The organism is Streptomyces sp. NBC_01275 (assembly GCF_026340655.1).
GTDB lineage: Bacteria > Actinomycetota > Actinomycetes > Streptomycetales > Streptomycetaceae > Streptomyces.
In genome coordinates, this window is sequence record NZ_JAPEOZ010000001.1 from 5,213,756 (window position 1) to 5,238,052 (window position 24,297).

Annotated in this window: 22 protein-coding genes; 16 read left to right on the forward strand and 6 right to left on the reverse strand. The window is 71.4% G+C overall.

The window, feature by feature from the left end; translation table 11 throughout:
• Window positions 1-6: 6 nt before the first annotated feature.
• From OG562_RS22960 to OG562_RS22975, 4 genes are all read left to right on the forward strand, one after another.
• A complete protein-coding gene (locus OG562_RS22960) occupies window positions 7-618 on the forward strand; it encodes a type 1 glutamine amidotransferase family protein (protein ID WP_266400712.1) in 612 nt (203 codons plus the stop codon).
• Entirely contained in the window at window positions 615-1,136 is a 522-nt protein-coding gene (locus OG562_RS22965) for a MarR family winged helix-turn-helix transcriptional regulator (protein WP_266400714.1), read from the forward strand. The genes OG562_RS22960 and OG562_RS22965 overlap by 4 nt, the downstream gene beginning before the upstream one ends.
• An 87-nt stretch (window positions 1,137-1,223) precedes the next feature.
• Window positions 1,224-3,245: a protein kinase gene (locus OG562_RS22970; RefSeq protein WP_266400716.1), complete on the forward strand. Its 2,022-nt coding sequence runs from the start codon at window positions 1,224-1,226 to the stop codon at window positions 3,243-3,245.
• Window positions 3,246-3,344: 99 nt separating this feature from the next.
• Window positions 3,345-4,889, forward strand: coding sequence for a substrate-binding domain-containing protein (locus OG562_RS22975; protein ID WP_266400719.1), 1,545 nt, complete (start codon window positions 3,345-3,347; stop codon window positions 4,887-4,889).
• A gap of 42 nt (window positions 4,890-4,931) precedes the next feature.
• Here OG562_RS22975 and OG562_RS22980 read toward each other — a convergent pair whose 3' ends face one another.
• Complete coding sequence (locus OG562_RS22980; RefSeq protein ID WP_266400721.1) at window positions 4,932-5,684, reverse strand: SLATT domain-containing protein; 753 nt, start codon at window positions 5,682-5,684, stop codon at window positions 4,932-4,934.
• 247 nt (window positions 5,685-5,931) lie between these two features.
• Between OG562_RS22980 and OG562_RS22985 the strand changes: the two genes are divergently transcribed.
• The 3 genes from OG562_RS22985 to OG562_RS22995 are packed head-to-tail and all read left to right on the forward strand — an operon-like array spanning window position 5,932 to window position 7,602.
• Complete coding sequence (locus OG562_RS22985; RefSeq protein WP_266400723.1) at window positions 5,932-6,288, forward strand: YbaB/EbfC family nucleoid-associated protein; 357 nt, start codon at window positions 5,932-5,934, stop codon at window positions 6,286-6,288.
• A gap of 59 nt (window positions 6,289-6,347) precedes the next feature.
• Window positions 6,348-6,947, forward strand: a complete 600-nt coding sequence (gene recR, locus OG562_RS22990) for a recombination mediator RecR (RefSeq protein WP_266400725.1) — start codon at window positions 6,348-6,350, stop codon at window positions 6,945-6,947.
• A complete protein-coding gene (locus tag OG562_RS22995) occupies window positions 6,940-7,602 on the forward strand; it encodes a DUF5063 domain-containing protein (RefSeq protein WP_266400727.1) in 663 nt (220 codons plus the stop codon). Before recR ends, OG562_RS22995 begins: the two co-directional genes overlap by 8 nt.
• Here OG562_RS22995 and OG562_RS23000 read toward each other — a convergent pair.
• Window positions 7,595-12,046 carry a hypothetical protein gene (locus OG562_RS23000; RefSeq protein WP_266400729.1) on the reverse strand — a complete coding sequence of 1,484 codons (4,452 nt, stop codon included), beginning with the start codon at window positions 12,044-12,046 and terminating at the stop codon, window positions 7,595-7,597. The genes OG562_RS22995 and OG562_RS23000 overlap by 8 nt on opposite strands.
• A 184-nt stretch (window positions 12,047-12,230) precedes the next feature.
• Here OG562_RS23000 and OG562_RS23005 point away from each other — a divergent pair, with 184 nt between their 5' ends.
• Window positions 12,231-12,401, forward strand: coding sequence for a hypothetical protein (locus OG562_RS23005; protein WP_266400732.1), 171 nt, complete (start codon window positions 12,231-12,233; stop codon window positions 12,399-12,401).
• Between the two features lie 94 nt (window positions 12,402-12,495).
• Window positions 12,496-12,687, forward strand: coding sequence for a hypothetical protein (locus OG562_RS23010; RefSeq protein WP_266409873.1), 192 nt, complete (start codon window positions 12,496-12,498; stop codon window positions 12,685-12,687).
• Between the two features lie 76 nt (window positions 12,688-12,763).
• Here OG562_RS23010 and OG562_RS23015 read toward each other — a convergent pair whose 3' ends face one another.
• On the reverse strand, window positions 12,764-13,498 hold the full coding sequence (locus OG562_RS23015) for a sulfite exporter TauE/SafE family protein (protein WP_266400734.1): 735 nt from the start codon (window positions 13,496-13,498) through the stop codon (window positions 12,764-12,766).
• Between the two features lie 131 nt (window positions 13,499-13,629).
• Between OG562_RS23015 and OG562_RS23020 the strand changes: the two genes are divergently transcribed.
• Both OG562_RS23020 and OG562_RS23025 read left to right on the forward strand, forming a co-directional pair.
• Complete coding sequence (locus OG562_RS23020; protein ID WP_266400736.1) at window positions 13,630-13,818, forward strand: hypothetical protein; 189 nt, start codon at window positions 13,630-13,632, stop codon at window positions 13,816-13,818.
• A gap of 155 nt (window positions 13,819-13,973) precedes the next feature.
• A complete protein-coding gene (locus OG562_RS23025; RefSeq protein ID WP_266400739.1) occupies window positions 13,974-14,471 on the forward strand; it encodes an SgcJ/EcaC family oxidoreductase in 498 nt (165 codons plus the stop codon).
• A 24-nt stretch (window positions 14,472-14,495) separates the two neighbouring features.
• Here the strand turns inward: OG562_RS23025 and OG562_RS23030 are convergent, their stop codons facing one another.
• Both OG562_RS23030 and OG562_RS23035 read right to left on the reverse strand, forming a co-directional pair.
• Window positions 14,496-15,857 (reverse strand): HAMP domain-containing sensor histidine kinase, encoded by a 1,362-nt coding sequence (locus tag OG562_RS23030; RefSeq protein WP_266400741.1) that lies wholly within the window; start codon window positions 15,855-15,857, stop codon window positions 14,496-14,498.
• The gene (locus OG562_RS23035; protein WP_266400743.1) at window positions 15,854-16,549 is read right to left on the reverse strand and encodes a response regulator transcription factor; all 696 of its coding nucleotides are present in this window, start codon (window positions 16,547-16,549) and stop codon (window positions 15,854-15,856) included. The genes OG562_RS23030 and OG562_RS23035 overlap by 4 nt, the downstream gene beginning before the upstream one ends.
• A gap of 194 nt (window positions 16,550-16,743) precedes the next feature.
• On the opposite strand from OG562_RS23035, the gene OG562_RS23040 reads away from it, so the two are divergent.
• The 4 genes from OG562_RS23040 to OG562_RS23055 all read left to right on the forward strand — a co-directional run bounded on the left by OG562_RS23040 (window position 16,744) and on the right by OG562_RS23055 (window position 21,493).
• Entirely contained in the window at window positions 16,744-18,036 is a 1,293-nt protein-coding gene (locus tag OG562_RS23040) for an aspartate kinase (protein ID WP_266400745.1), read from the forward strand.
• Window positions 18,036-19,094, forward strand: a complete 1,059-nt coding sequence (locus tag OG562_RS23045) for an aspartate-semialdehyde dehydrogenase (RefSeq protein WP_266409473.1) — start codon at window positions 18,036-18,038, stop codon at window positions 19,092-19,094. Before OG562_RS23040 ends, OG562_RS23045 begins: the two co-directional genes overlap by 1 nt.
• A 474-nt stretch (window positions 19,095-19,568) precedes the next feature.
• A complete protein-coding gene (locus OG562_RS23050) occupies window positions 19,569-20,252 on the forward strand; it encodes a SigE family RNA polymerase sigma factor (RefSeq protein WP_266400748.1) in 684 nt (227 codons plus the stop codon).
• A complete protein-coding gene (locus OG562_RS23055) occupies window positions 20,249-21,493 on the forward strand; it encodes a hypothetical protein (protein ID WP_266400751.1) in 1,245 nt (414 codons plus the stop codon). The genes OG562_RS23050 and OG562_RS23055 overlap by 4 nt, the downstream gene beginning before the upstream one ends.
• Here OG562_RS23055 and OG562_RS23060 read toward each other — a convergent pair.
• Entirely contained in the window at window positions 21,463-22,272 is an 810-nt protein-coding gene (locus tag OG562_RS23060; protein WP_266400754.1) for an SURF1 family protein, read from the reverse strand. The two genes, OG562_RS23055 and OG562_RS23060, sit on opposite strands and share 31 nt — an antisense overlap.
• 164 nt (window positions 22,273-22,436) lie before the next feature.
• On the opposite strand from OG562_RS23060, the gene OG562_RS23065 reads away from it, so the two are divergent.
• Entirely contained in the window at window positions 22,437-24,251 is a 1,815-nt protein-coding gene (locus OG562_RS23065) for a prolyl oligopeptidase family serine peptidase (RefSeq protein WP_266400757.1), read from the forward strand.
• The last annotated feature ends 46 nt before the right edge of the window (window positions 24,252-24,297 follow it).

Sequence of the window (24,297 nt, forward strand, 5' to 3'; positions counted from 1 at the left end):
GGAGCCATGAGCAGCCGCAAGCCCGTGCATCTCGCCGTCTACGACACCTTCGCCGACTGGGAGACGGGGCACGCGACGGCGTATCTGGCCCGCGCCGGGTACGAGATCCGGACCGTGGGCCCGACCCGGGAGCCCGTCGTCAGCATCGGCGGGCTGCGCGTCACGCCCGACCTGGCCCTGGCCGACGTACGCCCCGAAGACAGCGGCCTGCTGATCCTGCCGGGCGCGGATCTCTGGGACACGGGCGACGACCTGGCCCCCTTCGCCCGCGCCGCGCGGGAGTTCCTGGCCGCCGGCGCCCCCGTCGCCGCGATCTGCGGGGCCGCCGCAGGGCTCGCCCGCGAAGGGCTGCTCGACGACCGCGACCACACCGGTGCCGTCTCCTTCTACCTGGCCGCGACCGGCTACGCGGGCGGCAGGCGGTACGTCGACGCGGACGCCGTCACCGACCGGGGGCTGATCACCGCGGGCCCGACCGAGCCCGTCGCCTTCGCCCGCGAGATCCTCCGGCTCCTCGGGGTGTACGAGGGCGAGGTGCTGGACGCCTGGTACCGGCTGTTCCACGACTCCGACCCGGAGGCGTACGCCGTGCTGGAGAAGGCGGCGGCCGCGCGGTGAGCCGGGAGCGCCAGGACCTGCTCAGCCGTGGCGCCCTCGGGGTCTTCCGGCTGAACGGGCAGTTCCTCGCCGTCGCGGAGGAACTGGCCGGGCCCGCCGGGCTCACCGCCGCCTGGTGGCAGGTGCTCGGCGCGGTGCTGGGCGAGCCCCTGCCGGTGTCCGGCGTCGCCCGCGCCATGGGCATCACGCGGCAGAGCGTGCAGCGCATCGCCGATCTGCTGGTGGAGAAGGGGTTGGCCGAGTATCGGCCCAACCCCGCCCACCGGCGCGCCAAGCTCCTCGCGCCCACGGGGGAGGGGCGGGCCGCGATCGCCCGCATCGACCCCGGACACGCGGCCTTCGCCGACCGGCTGGCCCGGGCGTACGGCGAGACGGAGTGGGCCGAGGCCGTCCGCACGCTGGAGCGGTTGTCCCAGGTGCTGGACGCGCTGGCAGAGCCTGTTGCGGATGAGCCCGTCACCGGGCCTTCGGAAGGACCCGCCGCCGGACCTTCGGAGGAGCCCGTTACCGAACCGTAGACACCGTGCCGCGCGACTCCCCGAATGGCCGGATTATCCTCGGCTCGTTCACACCTGTGGGGGATGTGGGGGAAAGGCGGCGCTGCCATGGAGAAGCTGGGACCGGGGGATCCGCAGCGCATCGGCGGCTACCGGCTGCTCGCGCGGCTGGGCTCGGGCGGTATGGGGCAGGTCTACCTCGCCCGCTCCGACCGGGGGCGGACCGTCGCCGTCAAGCTGGTCCGCCCCGAGCTGGCGGCGCGCGAGGAGTTCCGGGCCCGGTTCCGGCAGGAGGTGCGCAGCGCCCAGCGGGTCGGCGGATTCTGGACCGCGCCCGTCCTCGACGCCGACACCGAGGCCGCCGTGCCCTGGGTCGCCACCGGCTATGTCGCCGGGCCGAGCCTCCAGCAGGTCGTCGGCCACGACCACGGGCCGCTGCCCGAGCGGTCGGTGCGCATCCTCGCCGCCGGGCTCGCCCACGCGCTCACCAACATCCACGCGGCCGGCATCGTCCACCGCGACCTCAAGCCGTCCAATGTGATGGTCACCATCGAAGGCCCCCGGGTCATCGACTTCGGCGTCGCGCGGGCACTGGAGTCCGTGACCGGCGGAACGGGTGGTGCGAGCGGTACGGACGGGGCAGGCGGTGCGGGTGACGGCGGGCTGACGCAGACCGGGTCGGTGGTCGGCTCGCCCGGCTTCATGGCCCCCGAGCAGGTGCGCGGCGACCGCATCACCCCCGCCTGCGACGTCTTCTGCCTCGGCTCCGTCCTCGCCTACGCGGCCACCGGCGCCCTTCCCTTCGGCGCGGAGTCCAGCGGGGTGCACGCCCTGATGTTCCGCATCGTCGAGGAGGAGCCCGAGCTGTCGGGCGTCCCCGAGGGCGTCGCCGACCTGGTCCGCGCCTGCCTGCGCAAGGAACCGGCGGCCCGCCCGTCCCTCGACGAGATACTCCGGCGCACCGGCGCGAGCGACACCCTCCTCGACGGCCGCTCCCGCGACCCCTGGCTGCCGAGCGCTCTGGTCGCCCAACTCGGCCAGCACGCCGTGCGGCTGCTGGAGGTGGAGGACCCGGAGGGCGCCGACACGGCGACGGGCGGCGGCGGCTTCTTCGAGCGCCCCGAGCGACCCGAGCGCCCCGCGCACACCCCCGAGGCCGCCCCGCAGCACTCCGGCCCACGCGGACACAGCCCCTCCCCGGACTCGTACCCCACGCTCGTCGCGGGCCACGAGGGCATCCCGCAGCAGCAGCAGCCGGCCCAAGGCCAGGGCTACGGCCAGGGTCAGAGCCAGGGCTACGGTCACGCCCAGCAGCACCCGCAGTCGACCGGCGCCGCGCCTCAGGCGTACGGCTATCCACACCAGCACCAGCAGGCGCCGTACCCGCAGCCGGTCCCGGACAACCCGTACGCCCAGGATCCGTACGCCCAGGATCCGCACGCCCACGACCCGGCGGCCTACGGCCTCGGCGGCCCGACCCACGCCCCGGGAGCCCCGGGAGCCCCGGGCGGCGGCCCGTCCTACGGCCCCGACGCCCCCGAGGAGCCCCCGCGCCGCAGCCGTCGTACCACCGCGCTGCTCGTCGCGGTCGCGCTGGTGGTGGCGGTGGCCGCCGGGGGCTCGTTGTACGCGTTGATGAACGGCGGCGAGGACGCGAGCGCGCACTCCGCGCCGACCACGGCCGCCGCCTCCGCCACGCCCGGCTCGACCGCCGACGGGTCCGACCCCTCCTCGAAGACCTCGCCGTCCGCCTCCGGTTCGCCCTCCCCGTCCCCCTCGGACGGCGCGGTCCCGGCCGCCTACCTCGGCGCGTGGAAGGCCACGATCGACAACGCGAGCAGCGGTGGCACCGACACCCGCGAACTGACCATCACCCAGGGGAAGGTGGGCGACCCCGTCCTCACGCTGGTCGCCGACGGGGCCGCGTACCACTGCGAGTTCGCCGCCGAGCTCTCCCAGAAGCCGGGCGGCGACGGCCCGTTGAAGATCGGGCCGTCCACCGTCACCACCGGGAAACCGCTCTCCTCGTGCACCCCGGGCACCGCCTCCGAGGTCACGCTGCTGTCCGACGGCAGGCTCCAGCGGATCAACTCCGGCACCGGGGAGAAGCTGACCTACCGCCGAGGGTGAACGTCCGGCGAACGTCCCCCGACCAGTCCGGAATGTCCCCTCGCACAGCCGTACGGTGACCCCACGATCCGACTGGCGGGAGTTGCGGGGGCACCCACAGTGGAGTGGCTGAGCGCTGAGAACGTGGTGGCCGTGGGGACGGCCGTGGTCGGCATCGTCGCGTCCGGCGTCATGGTCTGGTACGAGCGCCGGGTGCCGCGACGTAAGCGCATCGGGTATCGCGTGCAGATGGACAACCCGGTCGGCGACGACGTCCGCTCCGGCCGCCCCAACCGCCGGCTCGGTCTCTTCGAGGAGACCCCGGGCATGTCGGACGCCACGCTCGTCCTGCTCCGCGTCGAGAACGACGGCTCCCAGGGCATCGACCGCGACGACTACACCGGCCCCGAGCGCCACGGCCTGACCGCCGTCTTCACCGACCGCACCATCCGCGGGGTGTCGGTCACCCAGCCGACCGACACCGACCACCTCATGGACCACTTCACCGCCGACCGCGGCTTCGGCTACGCCGACAACACCCTGCGCATCCCCCGCGTCCCCCTCAACCGCGGCGACCACTTCAAACTCCTCGTGCTCCTGTCCGGCGGCGACGTCGGCCGCGGCATACGGCTGTACGGCGGGCTGCGCGACGGCGAGGTGCACCCCAACCGCAGCGCGACCCCCGACGACACCCCGCCGCTGTTCAGCCGGGCCGCACGGCTCATCTCGATCCTGCTCACCCTCTGCGTGGTCGCCCTCGCGACGATCGTCGTCGTCCGCGACGACTCCCCGCCCCCGATCGGCTGCGCGCGCGGCACGCTCACCGTCACCGGCTCGACGGCGTTCGCCCCGGTCGTGCGCGAGGTGGCCCGCGCCTACGCCCACGACTGCGAGGGCGCGCACATCACCGTCGACCCGCACGGCTCGACGTCCGGCATCCGCGAGCTCGCCGCCGCCGGAGCGGCGCGGAAGAAGGGCTCCCCGCCGGTCGTCGCGCTCTCCGACGGCCCCAAACCGGCCGGCCTCGACGACCTGCGCGAGAACCGCGTCGCCGTGTCCGTGTTCGCGCTGGTCGTCCACGACGACGTCCCCCTGAGAAACCTCTCCACGGCGGACGTACGACGGCTGTACCGCGGGCGGATCGCCAACTGGCGGCAGCTCGGCGGGCCGGACCTGCCGGTGGTGCTGGTCAGCCGGGACGCCAACTCCGGGACCCGGCAGGTGTTCCAACGGCGGGTGCTGGGGCGGGGTGAGATCGCGAACTCCTCCGTCGACTGCGTCCACCAGGACGATCCGACGGCCCCCGTCCTGCGCTGCGAGCTGGACTCCACCGACCAGGTGCTGGCCACGGTCGCCGCCACCCCGGGCGCGATCGGCTACAGCGAGCTCAACCTGGCCGACCGTGCGAAGGGCCTGCACCCGCTCGACCTCGACGGCGACCCGCCGTCCGTGGACGCCATCGAGCACGGGACCAGCGACTACCCGTACCGTGAGATCGAGTACGCCTACACCTACGGCCGTCCCCCGGCCGACTCCCTGGCGTCGAGCTTCCTGACCTATCTCACCCGCGGCAACGGCCAGGACGTGATCCGCACCCACGGGCACCTGCCCTGCTGGACGCCGGAGGGGCTGCGGCTCTGCGCGGACGAGTCGTTCTCGCCCTGAGCGTCGTTCTCGCCCTGAGCGCCTTCCGCTACGGCGCGGAGCTCACCGGGGCTCGGGGGGCCGCTGCCTCGGCATGTTGGGCCGTGCGTTCGCGCCCGGCGGCAGCGGGAACCGCCCGTGCCCGCCCCCCGCGTCCGACCGCCCGCCGGAGGCGACCGCGGTCTGGATCCCCAACGGCGCCGAACCGGTCCGGAACTCCACCATCCAGTCCGTCGTCTCGACCCGCACCAGCTCCGTCACATCCTCCGAGAACCGCCGCAGCACCCCCAGACACCGCTCGGCGGCCTCGCTCGCCGTCCCCTCGGCCGGACCCAGCACCTCCCGCACGCTCTCCGCGGCCCAGTCGAACTGGAGCACCTGGAGCCTGCGCTGCACCGCCTGAGCCGTGGCCACGTCCCTTATCCAGCCGGACGTCACCCCGAAGAACCGGTCCACCGCCACACACGCCACCGCCAGCATCAGCGCCAGATACCCCCAGGGCGCCACCTCGCCCAGCACCCCGGTGAGATCCAGCAACGGCAGCGAGGCCCCGCACACCGCCCCCGCCGCCGCCCCGGCCCGCAGCGCCCGGGCGCCCCGCCGCTTCCACACCCGGTCGGCGAGATACCAGGCCGCCGTCTCCAGCGCCCCGCGCTCCACCCACCGGTACAGCTCGTCCAGCCGCTCGGCGGGCTCGCCCCAGTCCCCGAGCGGAAACGCCCGCCCGGTCAGATCGCCCGGCCGCAGCCCGGCCGCACCCTCGCCCCGCCCGTCCTGAGGCGGACCCTCGGGCTGCATCTCCGGCTGCTGACCCACCCGGCACTCCCTCCTGCGTGCTCCTGATGTCACCTGATGTCACCTGGTGTCACCGATGCTCCTGATGCGCCGGATCCTTCCTACCGCCCAATGGGTGGCGAAGAAGAAGGTTTCGTCTCTTTTCCGCCTGGAAGAGGGCCTTGATCAGGTATAGGCCACAGACGAGACTCACTCGAAAGAGTGCTGGAGCGACGCCCGCGCGGACCACGTAGGCTCGTCTCAAGCGACCGATGAAGAGGAGCTGATCGTGATTCCCGGTGGTGGCCAGCCCAACATGCAGCAGCTGCTCCAGCAGGCCCAGAAGATGCAGCAGGACCTGGCGAGGGCGCAGGAGGAGCTGGCGCAGACCGAGGTCGACGGGCAGGCGGGCGGCGGCCTGGTGAAGGCCACGGTCACCGGCTCCGGCGAACTGCGCGCCCTGAAGATCGACCCCAAGGCGGTGGACCCGGACCCCGCATCCATCGAGGAGACGGTCGAGACCCTCGCCGACCTGATCGTCGCGGCCGTCCAGGCGGCCAACGAGAACGCGCAGGCTCTCCAGCAGCAGAAGCTCGGCCCGCTGGCCCAGGGTCTCGGCGGCGGCATCCCGGGCCTGCCTTTCTAAGACGGCCGCGGCCAACTAGCGTACGTACCGCAAGGAACCCAGGAAGGGACGGCAGTCCGTTGTACGAAGGCGTGGTCCAGGACCTCATCGACGAACTGGGGCGGCTGCCCGGCGTCGGTCCCAAGAGCGCGCAGCGGATCGCCTTCCACATCCTGCAGGCGGAGCCGACGGACGTACGGCGGCTCGCGCAGTGCCTGATGGAGGTCAAGGCGAAGGTCCGCTTCTGCGCGACCTGCGGCAACGTGGCACAGGAGGAGCTGTGCAACATCTGCCGCGACCCGCGCCGCGACCTGACCGTCATCTGCGTGGTGGAGGAGCCGAAGGACGTCGTCGCGGTGGAGCGCACCCGCGAGTTCCGCGGCAAGTACCACGTCCTGGGCGGAGCGATCAGCCCGATCGAGGGCGTCGGCCCGGACGACCTGCGGATACGAGAACTTCTCGCGCGGTTGGCCGACGGCACGGTCACGGAGCTGATCCTGGCCACGGATCCGAATCTCGAAGGCGAGGCCACGGCCACGTACCTCGCCCGCATGATCAAGCCCATGGGCCTGAAGGTCACCCGCCTGGCCAGCGGCCTCCCGGTGGGTGGCGACCTGGAATACGCGGACGAGGTCACCCTCGGCCGCGCCTTCGAGGGGAGACGACTCCTAGATGTCTGACGCCACGCTGCACGCGACCGGCCGGAGCCCGGACGACTTCGCGGTCCAGATCGCGGACCAGGTCGAGAGCTTCCTGGTAGCCGTCACGGAGGTGGCCAAGGGCGACGAGCCGGGCTCGGCGGTCCCCTTCCTCCTCCTGGAGGTCTCCCAGCTGCTGCTGGCCGGCGGCCGTCTCGGCGCCCACGAGGACATCCTCCCGGACGAGCGCTACGAGCCCGACCCGGGCCCGGAGCCGGACGTGGACGACCTCCGCGAGAACCTCGCCCGCCTGCTGGAGCCGGTGGACGTCTACTCCGAGGTCTTCGACCCCTACGAGCCCCGCAAGGCGCCCGTCCCGGCCCGGATCTCCGACGACCTCGCCGACGTCATGGCCGACCTGCGCCACGGCATGGCCCACTACCGCGCGGGCCGCACCACCGAGGCCCTGTGGTGGTGGCAGTTCTCCTACTTCTCCAACTGGGGTTCGACGGCGTCGGCGACCCTGCGTGCCCTGCACTCGGTCCTGGCCCATGTCCGCCTGAACCAGCCCCTCCAAGAACTCGACGGCCTGGACACCGACCAGGCGGCCATCGGCGACGAGACGCTGGAGTTCGAGGCGGGACAGGTCATGGCGGAGGAGATCGGCGGTCAGCTGGGCCTGGGGACGCTCAAGTAGCCTCCGCCAGCGGCCCCGGCTCCCCTTCGGGGGCGGGGCGCATGACCAGGCCGGGGACCTCGGGGAGAGCGGCTCGGACCGCTTCGCGGACGCGGTCGAGGTCGACGTCCAGGCGATCGAGCCGAGCGATGAGGTCGGGGGCGGGCAGGTCGGACGCTCGCGCGATCGCACAGAAGTCGGTGAGCGGTGTGTCCAGGTGCAGTCTGAGATGCGTGCCCCAGCGCCACGGTCGACAGAGCCGATGGTCGGCCTCGTCCAGCAAGTCGAGCCGGTGCAGCCCGGCGTGGTGGATCGGAAAACCGTACGAGGACAGCCATTTCGCGATTCTGCGTGGTTCCGTGGACAGCTGGAGTGCGACGGACACCAGATAGTGCAGGGGCACCGGTCTGTCTTCGCTGGGTTCCCTGAAGGAGCTGCTGTTGTTCTCGGGGTCACGGAAGTAGGCGTCGATTCTGAATTCGCCGTCCACTTCGTGGTGGGGCTCGAACGGAGTGTCAGGCGGTTCCAGACCGTAGGCGCGGAGCCGGGACGTCACCGCCGCGGGCGGAATGCCGGTACGAAGGGACGCCCGTGCCACGTGAAGAATGGATACGGGACGATCCGTCTCGCACCAAGGAGCGTTTCCCCTGAGGGCGATGCTGAGAATCGCCAGGTCCGTGGGGTCCGTGTCCACGGGCAGAGCCGAGGGAGTCTCGAACCCCAACGCTCTGAAACGCCGGGCTGCCTCTTCGAGTGAGACGCCTTGGAGCAACGCCGTATGGGCAAGGAGCCCTGGCGGGATCTTCCGGCTCTCGCAGAGATCTCCCCACTCCTCGATGCTCAAGCCCCATGCCTCAGAATCCCTGAGGACGTCGAGCGGAAGCCGTTCGTGAACGGGATCGATGTCCACGAGAAGGTCATGGGCGCGTATTTCCTGCACCACCTCTGTTACGGGGCGGTCCAACTCCACAGCGGCCCTGAACACGTTGGCGGCTGAGACGGGCGTGGTGAGGCTGGGCAACCACATGGTTTCCAGGCCGTCGGTGAAGAGGCGGACGGTGCTGTCGTTCGGGTCGTCCTTCAGCGCGTCTCTTCCGTGGATGCTGAAGCCCAACGCGGTCAGTCGCCCGATGGCATCGCCGATGCCGATATCCAGTCGGGAGTAGGCCTTGTAGAGATGGACGGGAGACACGGGCTCTTCCACGTCGAGCCAGGGGCATTGGCCGTTCAGGAATTCGCTGACCAGCCGGAGTGTCAGCTCGTCGTCGTCGCCTGCCGCCCAGTCCGGTTCCGAGACGTGGAAGCCGAACGTCCGCATCCTCAGCGCGGCTTCCTGGATGCTGATACCGAACTCGAAATGCGCCTTGAGCAGATGCCCGGGCGGCACGATTCCGTCCGTCCCAAGCGGGTCCGATCCGTTCAGACGGTCGCTGAGAAGGGCGAGATTGACGTCGTCGACGACCGGATCCCCGTCGGGTGGCGCCGCAGTCGGCAGCCGCAGTTCCGTCATACGGGCCACGATCTCTCCGTACGACAGGCCGCAGGCACTGGCCAGAGAAAGCGAGTGACCTGGTGCGGTCAGCTTGTGCAGTCGCTCCGGTGACGGCCAGGTGCGGTTCGTCCCATCGATGTCGCCGATGGTTCGCACGAGGTTGTCCGACGGGAGAGCGGGGAGCACGCCTTCGACCCGATCCAGTTCCGGCACCAGCTCGGTCAACGCGGTCAGCATGCCGTTGGGCCGGTGAGCCAGAATCCGCCAGAGCTGAGTGACACTGTCCGCAGGGCCGTACACGGCGATGCCCAGTTCTCCGAACGCGTCGTCATGGACCATCTCGATGTCGGACGGAAAGAACCCGGTGACGGCGACCGCCGACAGGACGCCCTGCGTCTCCAGCTCGTAGCCCGCCGCGCCGGCCGCCTCCGTCACGATGTCCGCCAGCCGGATGCTGCGGCTCGCGACCTGGTTGAGCCAGGCGTCGGTCAGGAGCGCGGGTTCGGCGGCGAGGAGTGTCGGGAGCGCGTTCCTGACGAGCCGTTCCACGTCCACGCAGACGTCGTCGTCGAGGATCTCCGTACGGTCCACGGAGAGTCGGCGCGGTCGGGTCGAGCCGGTGAGGTTGACGACCACGCCCCGCAGCCGGGCGCTGTCCTCGAGCCTGCTCAGGATGCCCCTGTTCACCCTGGGCTCGGCGTGGATGCCGTCGACCAGAAGGCCGCCGCCGTGCTCGCACCACACCACCTGGCCGTCCTCGCCGCTCGGGCCGGCGGACCAGGAGACGTTGCGGCCGTGGGCCTCGAAGCCCTTGGACCGGACTCCCAACGGCTCCCGCGGGCGCAGGATCCCGGGGTCCCAGGTCAGCGCCGGTCCCTCGTGCTGGGCAGTGGTGGTGAACTCCGCGATGCCCAGGAACCGGCGCAGCTCGCGGACGCAGGAGGGCGCCTTGTCTCCTTCCCGCAGATACAGCCGGACAGTCGTCCCGATCGGCCCGGGCTCTCCGGTGGGCCGTACCCGGAAGTAGTGGCCGGGTCCCGTGATGAGGACGGTGATCTCCCGCAGTCTGCCGTCCACCCGGTCCATATGGCAGGTCGTCACCCGCACCTCGTCGGCGAGCATGAAGTAGCTGAGCACGCCGATGCCGAACCGGCTGTTGGGGTGCATGGTGACCCCGCGCTTCTGCCAGTCGTGCGACTCCTCCTGGTAGCGGGGAAGGTCCGTGAAACGCACGCCGGCCTGGGAGAACACCTCCGACAGCGTGAGTTCGTCCATGCCGATGCCGTTGTCCCGGCACTGCAGATAGTGGCGGTTCTCGGCCGCGTCGAACCCCTGTGTGAACTGGATGACCCCTTCGGGGGTGCTGTGGGGATCCGAGGCCCGTGACCGGGCGCGGCGGTAGCGGCAGGCGTCCAGGGCGTTCTGGTAGAGCTCGCGGATCGCCAGGGAACGGTCGCGGTAGAGGTTCTCGCCCATGAGGAGCTCCTGGACGCGTTCCTCGTCGAGCCGGAAGCGGATGAGTCCGTCGACCGGCACGGGCACGCCCTTGTCGTCGACTTCGCGGACCTCGTCGGCCCGGGTGTACAGGGGCAGCGCGCCGAGTTCGGGCGCGCCCGTGTGCCGTACCACGCGCAGCAGCGACTCCAACTGCTTGGTGTGTTCGGTGAGGGCGGCCACGACGGCGGGATGGTCGCAGCCGGCCTTGAGCCCGGTGCCGTCCCGCCGCGACTGCCAGGTCGCCTTCTCCAGGGTGGTCAGGAGCCGACCGGGATCCAGCGCTTCCGGGATGCCCACATGCCGGACGACCACCGAGGACAGGTCCGTGACCTCGATCGCCATGGAGTGGGCGACGGCGAACAGGGGGCCGACCAGACGTTCCCGCACGCCTTGGAAGTCACGACCGTGGAAGTCGAGTTCGAAGGGGTCCTCGCGCAGGTGCTCGGCACGGGCGGGGTCGAAGAACTCCGAAGGGCCGGCAGACGCGCAGAACAACAGCCTGGACATGAGCTCGGGTTCGAGGAGAGCGGCCACCATGTCGAGGCCGGATCCCGGGTCGACGAGGTCCGCGAGCAGCTCCGCGAGCCGTCCCGGCTGCCGTTTCGCCCACTGGTGGAACAGCCACCAACCGATCTCGGGCCGCCCGTCCGGGCGGTCCTTCAGGTCCCCCAACTCGGCCCGGCGCACGAGACGTTCATGCGCACGGAGCACGACCTCGTACGCCCGCCGATCCCTGTCCGGCGCGGTCCGCTGGCCCAGATCCGTGGGGTCGACGGGGGACAGCTCGGCCGCCGTGCGCGAGCGGTGCACCTGGTACAGGAAGGGGAGCAGCGCGATCAGCGCGCCCTCGGCGGGGGAGAGGAAACCCTCCCGGAAGCCGTCCTTGTCGCGCCAGAGCGACTGGACGATCCGGCTGGTCCATCGGAGGGTCCGCCGCGCCAGCTTCTCGTCGTGCCAGGGGTCGCCGAGCAGTGCGGGGCGGATGGCCTCGTACGACTCGGCCAGGTGGTCGGCGAGTCGGCGGGCCTGCTCCCGCAGTTCACCGGACCGCGCCGGGTCGCCGGGCGTCAGCAACTGCCATACGGGGGACTCGGCGACGTCCGCTCCCCAGCCGAGGCTGGGGCGGGAGGCCTGCGGAGGGCTCGATGAAGCGTTGCCCCTGGTCTTTCCCCGCTGTTCGGACCGGGCTGCCTCTGCCATGTCCCGCCACTCGCCCTCGGTGCGGAAGCGAGGTGCGGGACGCGTGTCCCGTGTCAGCGCGAGGTGCTGCAGCGCGGTCAGGAAGAGCTTCAGCTCGGCGTCGTCGCGGGGGACCCTGCGCAACGCGGTCCAGTCGGCGACGGTGCTCTCCGCCGGGACGGGCGCCTGGCGGGGCAGTCCCCGCGCCATCGCCGCGCGCACGGCAGCACCTTTGGGTCTGCCCGCCGACTCCACGAGCCGGCTCAGCGCCTTCCAGTAGTCCAACGGTTCGGCCATGGCCCCCGCCCCCGTCCGTGCCCCCGAGTCGGGCGACTCGGCCGACTCGCGAAGTCTCAAGTTACCGCTCTGACCTGCGAGCCAACCCCCGATCGGACAGATTGCCCGACGCTGTGGCCCTCCTCGTCCTGGCACCGTCGATCACGTCATCGTCCACGTCGTACGACACCTCGAAGGAGTCGCCATGGACCCGGTTGTATCCGCCGCCCTGTGCACGGCCCTCACCCTGCTGATCGTGGCCGCCGCGGCCGTCCTGGTCGTCCGGTCCGCCCTAGACGGAACGGAGTCGAAGGACCGGGCCCGCATCCTGGCGGCCGTCGCCGAGGTGGTTCGGGCAGTGCGGGGAAAGCGGTGAGCGCCGACCTGCGCGTATGGAAATACGCGCAGGTCGGCCCGGGGCTCGAGCCCCGGGCAAGTCTGAAGCTGAGTTGAAGCGGCGCAGTTCGATCGTGGCCTACGCCCAGCCTGATCCTGCGCTGCCGTCGCCGTCGCACCCGATGGCCCATACGGGTTACGGGAAACGTGTCGCGGCTGACGAAGACCCGCGCGCCGATGCGGACTTCGCACATCTGCTCCCCCGTGACCGCGACAACCGCGACCGCATCGCCAACGGCCTCCTGCCGAGGCGCTGGAACGCGTGAGCCATGGTCGAGCGGCCGCTGCCCCGCCGGGGGCAGCGGCCGCGGTGACGCACGGCCCCACTGCCACCGGCGCCGATCACAACCCCCAGATCCCTTTTCCCACCGTCACCACCCCGCCCGCCAACGCCAGCCCCAGCACCAGCAGTCGGGCACGCGGTTCCGGCAATCGTCCCGCGAGTCCCCTCCCGACCAACGCACCCACGGTCATGGCGACGGCCACCGACGTCCACTGCGGAGCGGCCAGCTTCGGGACCCCGTTCGCCGCCACCGAGAACGCGTTCACCAGCACGCCGTAGAACTGTGCGTTGGGGACGAACTCCCGTACCGTCCAGCCCGCGTTGACGGCGTAGAGGGATATGGGTGGGCCGCCGACGCCCGCCGCCGCGTTCATGAAGCCGCCCGTCGCGCCGGCCGCCAGTGCGCCTCGGGTGCCGTGCAGGGCGGGGACGCGGACGCCGCGCAGGACCAGGAGGACGGCTGCTGTCACCAGGGCGCCCATCGTCAACAGAAGGGCTGGTTCGGGGAGTCGGCGGGTCAGCCAGGCTCCCGCCGGGACCGTGCAGGCCGCGGCCGCGCAGAGGGGGACCATCGTGGACAGGCGTACCCGGCGCCAGCCGCTCGCCAGGCCCACGACGCTGATCGCGCCCGCGGCGCAGTTCGCCAGGACGACCCCCTCGGCCGGGCCGAGCAGCAGCACCAGCGCGGGGACGGCGACGAGGGCGAAGCCCATCCCGGTGAGCCACTGCACGCACGATCCCAGGAGCACGATCCCCGCCAGGGCCGCGTCGGCCGTGCCCGCTCCACTCGTCATGGTGTAACTGTCTACACCCTCGGTTCGGGAGTGCGCTCCCTCGTTCGTGCAGGTCGGAGACGGGATCGTTGATCTCGTAAGCGAACGAGCCCGGATCTCCCCGGATCCCCTCCTCCGAAGGAAGCCCTGTCATGAAGGCCCTGCTCTCCTCCCGCCCCGTCCTGTGGTTCCTCTTCCTCTTCAACCTGGCCGTCGCCGCGGTCGCACCCTTCGTGGTCGACGGATCGCAGGGCGTGATGACGGCCGTCGGCATGGGCGTCGTGTCACTCGGGGCCGGCGTCAGCCTGGTCCGCGACCGGGGGAAGAAGGCCGCCTCCTGAGGACTCCGGTGGCCTGCGGTGGCCTTCTGGGAAAGGCCGCCTCCGGAGAATTGGCGGGGTCTTGGACGTCCGCTGTACGACGGCTGCACGGGCGCTAACCGGCCGAACGCGAATCTTGAGTCATCCCAACAGGAACCAGCCGCACAGGAGTTGCGATGACCCGCAAGACCCGCATACGCGCCGCCCTCGTCACCGCCACCGCCCTCGTCACCGCCGCCACGGTGACGGTCGGGGTCAGTGCGGCCGGCTCCGAGAAGTCCGCGAAGCCGTCCAAGAAGCAGATCGCCGCCCTCTTCGACGGCTGGAACGCCGCGCTGCAGACCGGTGACCCGGACAAGGTCGCCGACCGTTACGCCAAGGACGCGGTCCTGCTGCCCACCGTGTCCAACAAGGTCCGTACCGACCGCGCCGGCATCGTCGACTACTTCGACCACTTCCTGGTGAACAAGCCGGTCGGCAAGAAGGTCCAGACGATCGTCAACGTCCTCGACAGCGACTCGGCCATCGACACCGGTGTCTACGAGTTCACCCTCACCGACCCGGACACCGGCAAGAAGCGCGTCGTCGAGGCCCGTTACACCTACGAGTACGAGAAGCGCGGCGGCACGTGGAAGATCGTCAACCACCACTCGTCCGCGATGCCCGAGGGCTGAGCCCCGCGGGCGTCGAGCCTCGGATCACCCGGTGCGCTGTGCCGCCCGCAGGGTGATGCGTACGCACAGCCCGCCGCCGGGCGCGTCCGTCAGGGTCACCGTCCCGCCGTCGTCCGTCACCAGTTGTTTGACGACGGCGAGGCCGAGCCCGGAACCGGAGCGCCCGGTCAGGCCCTGACCGCGCCAGAAGCGGTCGAAGGCGCGGGACTTCTCCGCGTCCGACATGCCCGGACCCCCGTCGAGGACCGACAGCACCACGGTGTCGGAGCTCGACTCGACCCGGTCGATCCGGACGGTGATCGTGCCGCCGTCCGGTGAGACCTCCAGGGCGTTGGAGAGCACGTTGTCCAGCACCTGGTCCAGATGACCGGGGCTGGCCAGCACAGACGGCCGGTCGTCGACACCACTCCCCCTGAGCGTGATGGTGACTCCACGCTCGTCGGCGGCCGGTCTCCACACCGACAGGCGTTCGGCCACGATGTCGGTCAGGGGCAGCGGCTCCGCCGCCGTCACCTTGGCCTCCGCCCGCGCCAGCACCAGCAGCCCGTTGACCAGGCGGCTCATCCGCACCACCTCGGCGGTCGCCTGCTCCACGTCCTCCCGTACGAACTCGTCGTCGACGCCGTCCGCGATGTTGTCCAGGGACAGGCGCAGGGCCGTGAGAGGCGTCCTGAGCTGGTGCGAGGCGTCCGCGACGAAGATGCGCTGCGAGGCGATCAGCGTGTCGAGGCGTTCGCCGGCCTGGTTGAGGGTGCGCGCCAGGGTCTGCGTCTCCTGGGGGCCCGTCACGGGGGAGCGGGCCGTGAGGTCGCCGTCGCTGAACTTGCTCGCCATGGAGTTGAGCGCGCGCAGCGGCGCGGTGATCCGGCGGGCGGCGATTGCGCCGATCGCGGCCGCCGCCGCCAGGACGAGTACGGCGAGCCCGGCCCGGAAGCCCCAGATCTGCCACAGCCGCCTGGTCATGTCCGAGGTCGAGTAGACGATCCGTACGGCCGTGTCCCCCTGTGCGGGCACGGTGACCGTCAGCTGCTTGCCCCAGATGAAGTCCGAGCCCCAGTCGGTCGTCGGCTGGTTCCCCTCCACGGCCCGGGTCAGCGCCGGGCCCGCGGCGGGCTTGGGCAGGTCCGGGGCGCAGCTGCTGGTGGGCGTCACCTGGACGGCGCCGGGGGTCTTGTCGCGGTAGGCCTTGGCCACCTCGCTCAGGGCCTCGCACGAGATGCGATCGCCGTTGCCGAGGAGCAGCGCCATGGTGTCGGCCTCGCGCAGGACGGACAGCTCGGTGTCGTCCCGCAGCTGCTTGGTGAGCGTGAAGGCCACCGGCACCGTGAAGAGCAGGATGGCGACCGCGACGAGCAGGATGTAGCTGCGGATGAGCTGCCGGTTCATGAGGGTTTCGCGTCCTCGGCGTTCTTGACGATCTCCAGGCGGAAGCCGACGCCTCGCACCGCCTCGATGGCGATGACGCCCGCGAACTTCCGGCGCAGCGCCGCCACGTGCACGTCCAGCGTCTTCGTCGGGCCGAACCAGTTCGCGTCCCAGACCGCTTCCATGATCTGTTCCCGGGACATCAGCGCGCCCGGCTCCTCGGTGAGGAAGGACAGCAGGTCGTACTCCTTCGGCGCGAGGGAGACCTCCGCGCCGTCGACGTGGACGCGGGCCGCCTTGCGGTCGATGGCGAGGCGGGCGCCGTACTGGTCGGCGCCGCTCTCGGCGGCGGCCGTGCGCGGCTGCACGCGTCGCATCACCGCTCGTATGCGTGCGATGACCTCCCGCACCCCGAACGGCTTGGAGACGTAGTCGTCGGCTCCCAGCTCCAGGCCGACCACCCGGTCCGTCTCGTCGCTGCGCGCGCTGATGACGATGATCGGCACGTCGCCGCGCTCGCGCAGGGCCTTGCAGACGTCGAGGCCGTCGGTGTCGGGCAGGCCCAGGTCCAGGAGTACGACGTCGTAGGGGTCGGAGTGGGCGAGGGCGGCGGCGCCCGTGGTGACCCAGTCGACCTCGAAGCCGTAGCGCTTCAGTCCGCGTCGGAGCGACTCGGCGACCGGTTCGTCGTCTTCCACCAGGAGTACGTGCACACGCGCACGATAGTGCTTGAAACTTAATTCACAGCTATCACTTCGGCCGCAGGGGGAAGGGAAGTCCCGGAGCGGGCGCGCGGACATCTCACGATGCGGTACTCGGGAGGCGGTTTTCGGGCGCTCGTTAGACTGAGCCGACCGCAGTACAAGGGCGTATGTGCGGAAAGAGACAAACTGAGCGAGGAGCGCACGTGGGCCTTGTCGTGCAGAAGTACGGAGGCTCCTCCGTAGCCGATGCCGAGGGCATCAAGCGCGTCGCCAAGCGAATCGTGGAAGCGAAGAAGAACGGCCACCAGGTGGTCGTCGTCGTTTCCGCGATGGGCGACACGACGGACGAGCTGATCGATCTCGCCGAGCAGGTGTCACCGATGCCTGCCGGACGTGAGTTCGACATGCTGCTGACCGCGGGAGAGCGGATCTCCATGGCGCTGCTGGCCATGGCGATCAAAAACCTGGGCCACGAGGCCCAGTCGTTCACCGGCAGCCAGGCAGGCGTCATCACCGACTCGGTCCACAACAAAGCCCGGATCATCGATGTCACGCCGGGGCGCATCCGCACCGCGCTGGACGAGGGCAACATCGCCATCGTCGCCGGTTTCCAGGGTGTCAGCCAGGACAAGAAGGACATCACCACGCTCGGCCGCGGCGGGTCCGACACCACCGCCGTCGCCCTCGCCGCCGCGCTCGACGCCGAGGTCTGCGAGATCTACACCGACGTCGACGGCGTGTTCACCGCCGACCCGCGCGTGGTGAAGAAGGCGCAGAAGATCGACTGGATCGCCTTCGAGGACATGCTGGAGCTCGCGGCCTCCGGCTCCAAGGTGCTGCTCCACCGCTGTGTGGAGTACGCCCGCCGCTACAACATCCCGATCCACGTCCGGTCCAGCTTCAGCGGACTTCAGGGCACCTGGGTCAGCAGCGAGCCACTCGTTCAGAAGACACAGCAGCAAGGGGACCAGAAGGTGGAGCAGGCCATCATCTCCGGTGTCGCGCACGACACCTCCGAGGCCAAGGTCACGGTCGTGGGCGTGCCGGACAAGCCGGGCGAGGCGGCCGCGATCTTCCGGACGATCTCCGACGCCGAGATCAACATCGACATGATCGTGCAGAACGTGTCCGCCGCGTCCACCGGGCTGACGGACATCTCCTTCACCCTCCCCAAGGCCGAGGGCCGCAAGGCCATCGACGCCCTGGAGAAGAACAAGGCCGGCATCGGCTTCGACTCGCTGCGCTACGACGACCAGATCGGCAAGATCTCCCTGGTCGGCGCGGGAATGAAGACCAACCCGGGCGTCACGGCCGACTTCTTCCAGGCCCTGTCCGACGCGGGCGTCAACATCGAGCTCATCTCGACCTCCGAGATCCGCATCTCGGTCGTGACGCGCGCCGACGACGTCAACGAGGCCGTGCGCGCCGTGCACAGCGCGTTCGGACTGGACTCCGACAGCGACGAGGCCGTCGTCTACGGAGGCACCGGGCGTTGATCTCGGAGACACGCCGTCCGACGCTCGCGGTCGTGGGGGCGACCGGGGCGGTCGGCACGGTGATGCTCCAGATCCTGTCCCAGCGGGCGGACGTCTGGGGCGAGATCCGTCTCGTCGCCTCCCCGCGCTCGGCCGGCCGCAAGCTGTCCGTGCGCGGCGAGGAGGTCGAGGTGGCGGCCCTGTCGGAGGACGTCTTCGACGGGGTCGACGTCGCGATGTTCGACGTGCCGGACGAGGTCTCCGCGCACTGGGCGCCGATCGCCGCGGCCAAGGGCGTGGTGGTGGTCGACAACTCCGGCGCCTTCCGGATGGACCCGGACGTGCCCCTGGTGGTGCCCGAGGTCAATCCGCACGCGGCCCGGGTCCGGCCCCGCGGGATCGTCGCCAACCCCAACTGCACGACCCTGTCGATGATCGTCGCCCTGGGCGCGCTGCACGCCGAGTACGGGCTGCGCGAGCTGGTGGTGTCGTCGTACCAGGCGGTCAGCGGGGCCGGGCGGGACGGCGTGGAGACGCTGCGCCGGCAGATCGCACTGGTCGCCGGCACCGAGCTGGGGACCACCCCCGGGGACGTGCGACGGGCCGTCGGCGACGACACCGGGCCGTTCCCGGAGCCGGTCGCGCTGAACGTCGTACCGTGGGCCGGATCGCTGCGGGAGGACGGCTGGTCGTCGGAGGAGATGAAGGTGCGGGACGAGTCCCGCAAGATCCTCGGGCTGCCGAAGCTGCCGGTGGCCGTGACCTGTGTGCGGGTCCCGGTCGTCACCACGCACTCCCTCACCGTCCACGCCCGCTTCCAGGACGAGGTCAGCGTCGAGGGGGCCCGCGAGATCATCGCCACCGCGCCCGGCGTCGTCCTCTTCGACAACCCGGCCGCGGGGGAGTTCCCCACCCCCGCCGACGTCGTCGGCACCGACCCCACCTGGGTCGGCCGCGTGCGCCGCGCCCTGGACGACCCCACCGCCCTGGAACTCTTCGTCTGCGGCGACAACCTGCGCAAGGGCGCCGCCCTCAACACCGCGCAGATCGCGGAGCTGGTGGCGGCCGAGTTGTCGTGACGACGACCGAGATCCCGGAAAAGATGCTGGCCAGGGCCGCCGACGTTTGTAGGATCTACGGAACAGACGGGTGCCGGTCGATGTGAGCCGGTCGATGGTCCGAACCACTTGTATCGGACACCTTCGGCATCCGAAGATTTTCCTCCCCGCTCTCCGCAACCGTGCGGAGTGCGGGGAGCGTCTTTGCGGTCACCCTTCCGGGTGGCGGTCACCCTCCGGGGTGCGCAGGCGTGTGGTGATCCCGTCGCATGGGGACGGCCGGGATCCGGGCGTGGGGACGCCCGTTCATATGGGATATAAGGGAAGAGCGGGACACGTGAGGGCATGTGAGACGCCGTCTGTGCTGCTGCCGGCCGACGCGAGACGGGCGCGTGCGGTACCGGTCGGCCTGGGCCGGGCGCGAGTGATGCCGGCCGAGACGAAAGTGACGCCCGGCGCGTACAACCCCCACGGGGGGATGCGTGTCCAACAGACGTGGCACAGGTACTCGACTTCAGCGCGGCGACCGCCGGTACGGCCCTCCGGCCGCCCCGCGCCGCCCTACGACCCCGCATGCCCGGCGCGCCCGGCGGCATGCCGGTGATCGCGCCCATGCCCGCAGCGCGGCCCGCCCGCATACCCAGCCAGCGTGACGGCGTCGAGTCCGCGGAGGACACCGCGGCGGCCGGCACCACCGTCGACCACCTCACCGAGACCTACCGGGCGCACTACCGCTCGCTGCTCGGCCTCGCCGCCCTCCTCCTGGACGACACCGCCTCCTGCGAGGACGTCGTGCAGGAAGCTTTCATCCGCGTCCACTCCGCGCGCCGACGCGTCCGCGACCCCGAGAAGACCCTCGCGTATCTGCGCCAGACGGTCGTCAACCTCTCCCGCTCCGCCCTGCGCCGCCGCATCCTCGGACTGAAGCTGCTGTCCAAGCCGATGCCGGACATGGCCAGCGCGGAGGAGGGCGCCTACGACCAGCTGGAGCGCGACTCGCTCATCAAGGCGATGAAGGGCCTGCAGCGCCGCCAGCGCGAGGTCCTCGTGCTGCGCTACTTCGCGGACATGACCGAGGCCCAGGTCGCCGAGACCCTCGGCATCTCCCTCGGCTCGGTCAAGGCGTACGGCTCGCGCGGCATCGCCGCCCTGCGCATAGCGATGGAGGCGCCGGCGTGAGCGAGGAAGTCGAGGGGAGGGGCTCCCACGAGCGGCACGAGCCGTTCGCCTGGCACGAGCCGATGACGCCGGACGCGGCCGAGCCGACGGAGCCGCCCGCATCCGAGCCGACGGCGCCGCACGCGCCCGAGCCGACGACGTCGCGCACACAAGAGCCGAAGCACTCGCAAGAGTCGAAGCACTCGCACGCTGGGAACTCAACCGTGAACCACCGCCTCGACGACCAGGGCCCCGAGGGGCTCGACTCGGACGAGCTGGCACTGCGCCGGATGCTCCACCAGGCGGTCCAGGAGATGGAGCCGAGCGACGGGACGCTGGACCACCTCCGGCGAGCCGTCCCCGTGCGCCGGGCCCGCAAGCGGCAGGCCGCCGTGGGCATGGCGGCCGCGGCCCTCTTCATCGGCACCGCCGTCCCCGCCGTACTGCACGTCTCGCGCGCGGGCGGCTCCGACGCGAACCCTTCCATCGCCGGTCAGGCCTCACAGGCGCAGGGGGGCACGAGTCAGGGCAAGGGCCCCGACGGCGGTTCCTCGGGCAAGGTCGGCGACTCTTCGGGCAAGACCGGTGAACAGGCCGCGGACGGCGCCTCCGACTCCGGCCAGACCAAGGGCGCGTCCAGCGCGGCCGGCACCTCCAGCGGTGCGGACCCCGCCGCCACGGCCTCGGTGAGCGCCCCCGCCTGCACGGCGTCCCAGCTCGGCTCCACCAGCGCCGACGTCGCCGTCGCCGACTCGGCGGGCATCGTCTACGGCACCTTCCGCGTCGTCAACGTCTCCAGCACCGCCTGTACCGTCGGCGGCGCCGTCACCATGACGACGACCGCGCAGGGCGCGGCCGACGCCACGAAGATCACCGTGGTGCAGCACGCCTCGGGGGACGCGGCGGCAGCCCTGCCCGACCCCTCCCTGTACGTCTCCCAGCTGGCCCTCGCCCCGGGCTCCGCGTACGACGTGAAGTTCGCCTGGGCGCCCTCCGAGACCTGCCCCACCACGGGCGGCGGCAGTAGCGGCGGCGACACCGGCGGCACGTCCTCCCCGGACCCCACCCCGACCGACGCGGCCGCCACCACCGGCGACACCACGTCCGGCGTCAGCTCCCAGCTGCTCCCCGAGGACGGCACGGCCGACGGCAGCGTCCTGGTGAGTTACACGACGGAGGACGGCGGTACGACGGTCTCGGCGACGGTGTCGAACGCGTGCGCGGGAGTCGTCTACCGGACGGGCGTGCTGGCCTCGTCGTGAACCGTTGACAGCACCGGCTCCTCGGGAACGATCCCGAGGGCCGCGTCCCGGACGAACTCCACCTCGCGCCGCAGCAGCCGGAACCACATGAACACCACGAACCCCGCGAAGACGAACCACTCGCCGGTGTACCCCAGGTTCTGGAACGCCTTCAGGTCCAGCCCCGTGTCGGCCGCCGCGGTCGCCGGCACCGCCGTCATCCCCGGGTCGGCCTTGGCGAGCGTGATCCAGGCGTCGTAGAGGTCGTACGGCACCAGATTGACCAGGGACGCGGCGCTGATCGCGGCGGTCTGCCCGGCCGGCAGGCCGCCGCGGGCGCTCACGCCGTTGTCGCCGGGCGTCTCGGACGCCTGGAGCGCGCCGGTCACGGTGACCTCGCCGGCCGGCGGCGCCGGGGCCTTCGCCGCGTCCGGGCTGCCGGGCAGCCAGCCGCGTACGACGGGCAGCGCCTTGCCGCCGTCGGTGCGCAGCAGGGTCAGCACGTAGTAGCCGTTCCTGTCGTCCAGGTCCCGGTCGGGCACCAGCAGCTGGGTGGCGTACCGCCCGGTCACGGTGGCCTGCTTGCCGGAGGTCGCCTTGTCCACGGGGAGCAGCTCGGCCAGCGGGCGCGCGGCCTCCGTACGGGCGGAGGCGGCCTGCGCCTTGGCGTCGCGGCTGTCGTCCACCCGCGCCTCGAACCGGCTCAGCTGCCAGGACCCCATGAAGACGCAGAAGGGGATGGCCAGCAGCACGAAGACGTTGATCCCCCACCAGCGGGGCGTCAGCAGGAACCGGTACACGCCCTCCACGGTACGGGGCGGGGGTACGGGAGCGGCCTTCGGGGTGCGAAGAGGGCAGGAAGGGAGTGGGAAGGGAGTGGGAAGGGTGGGAAGAGGGTGGGAAGTCATCCACCAGCTGGAAAGCTTGGCGCTCGTTTGTCGTCGCAGGCGGGCAGTATGGGGCCATGACTGAGAGCAACGGGTCCGCCGCATCGCAGCGGGACGAGGAGATGCCGGACTGGGAGAGGCGCTTCAGGGCGCCCCGGGTGTCGCTGCCCGACTGGGCGGAGGACGCACCGGACCGCTCCCTGTTCGTGTCCAACGCGACGGGGACGTACGAGCTGTACGCCTGGGACCGGTCCACCGGCGAGCAGCGCCAGGTGACGAACCGGGCGAACGGCACGACGGACGGCGTGCTCTCCCCGGACGGCGACTGGATCTGGTGGTTCGACGACAAGGACGGCGACGAGTTCGGCGTCTGGCGTCGCCAGCCCTTCGCGGGCGGCGAGGACGAACTGGCGACCCCCGGCCTCGACCCCTCCTACCCCGCGGGCCTCGCCCTCGGCCACGACGGCCGTACGGCGGTGGTGGGCCGTTCGACGGACGAGGAGGGCACGACGATCCATGTGTCCCGGACCGGCGAGGCCCCCTTCGAGCTGTACCGCCACCGGGAGTCGGCGGGCGTGGGCGACCTCTCCCACGACGGCTCGCTCATCGCCGTCGAGCACACCGAGCACGGCGACGCGATGCACTCCGCGCTGCGCGTCCTGCGCCCGGACGGCACGACGGTCGCCGAGCTGGACGACACCGAGGGCGGCACGCGGGAACTGGGCCTGGAGGTCCTGGGCTTCGCCCCGGTGGACGGCGACACCCGGCTCCTCATCGGGCATCAGCGCCGGGGCCGCTGGGAGCCCCTGGTCTGGGACGTGGCGACCGGCGAGCAGACCGACCTGGCGCTGGACCTGCCGGGCGACGTCGGCGCGGAGTGGTACCCGGACGGCTCGGGCCTCCTCGTCGTCCACGGCTTCGAGGCCCGCAGCGAACTGTTCCGCTACGACCTGGCGGGCGGCGGACTCGTCAGGGTGCCGACCCCGCCGGGCACCGTGTCCGGGGCGACGGCCCGCCCGGACGGCACCGTCGAGTACCTGTGGTCGTCCGCCGCCGAGCCGCCCGTGGTCCGTGCGACGACGGGCGCGGTGGTCCTGGACCCGCCCGGCATGAAGTCCCCGGGCTCGGTGCCGGTGGAGGACGTGTGGGTGGAGGGCCCGGGCGGCCGCATCCACGCGCTCGTCCAGAAGCCCGCGGGCGCGACCGGCCCCCTCCCCACGGTCTTCGACATCCACGGCGGCCCGACCTGGCACGACAGCGACGCCTTCGCGGCGGCCCCGGCGGCCTGGGTGGACCACGGCTACGCGGTCGTCCGCGTCAACTACCGGGGCTCTACGGGCTACGGCCGCGCCTGGACGGACGCGCTGAAGCACCGCGTCGGCCTGATCGAACTGGAGGACATCGAGGCGGTACGGGAATGGGCCGTCTCGTCGGGCCTGTCGGACCCCGCCCGCCTGATCCTCACCGGCGGCTCCTGGGGCGGCTACCTCACCCTTCTCGGCCTCGGCGTCCAGCCCGACGCCTGGGCCCTGGGCATCGCGGCGGTCCCCGTCGCCGACTACGTCACGGCCTACCACGACGAGATGGAGGCCCTGAAGGCGATGGACCGCACCCTCCTCGGCGGCACCCCGGAGGAGGTCCCCGACCGCTTCGAGGCCTCGTCCCCCTTGACCTACGTCGACCAGGTCAAGGTCCCCGTCTACATCTCGGCCGGCGTGAACGACCCCCGCTGCCCCATCCGCCAGATCGACAACTACGTACGACGCCTGGAGGCGAGGGAGGCGGCCCACGAGGTGTACCGCTACGACGCGGGGCACGGGTCGCTCGTGGTGGACGAGCGGATCAAGCAGGTGCGGTTGGAGCTGGAGTTCGCGGAGCGGTATCTGGGATAGGCGGGGGAACCGTTTCGGGAGAGAAGGACGACGACCGGGGCCGGTG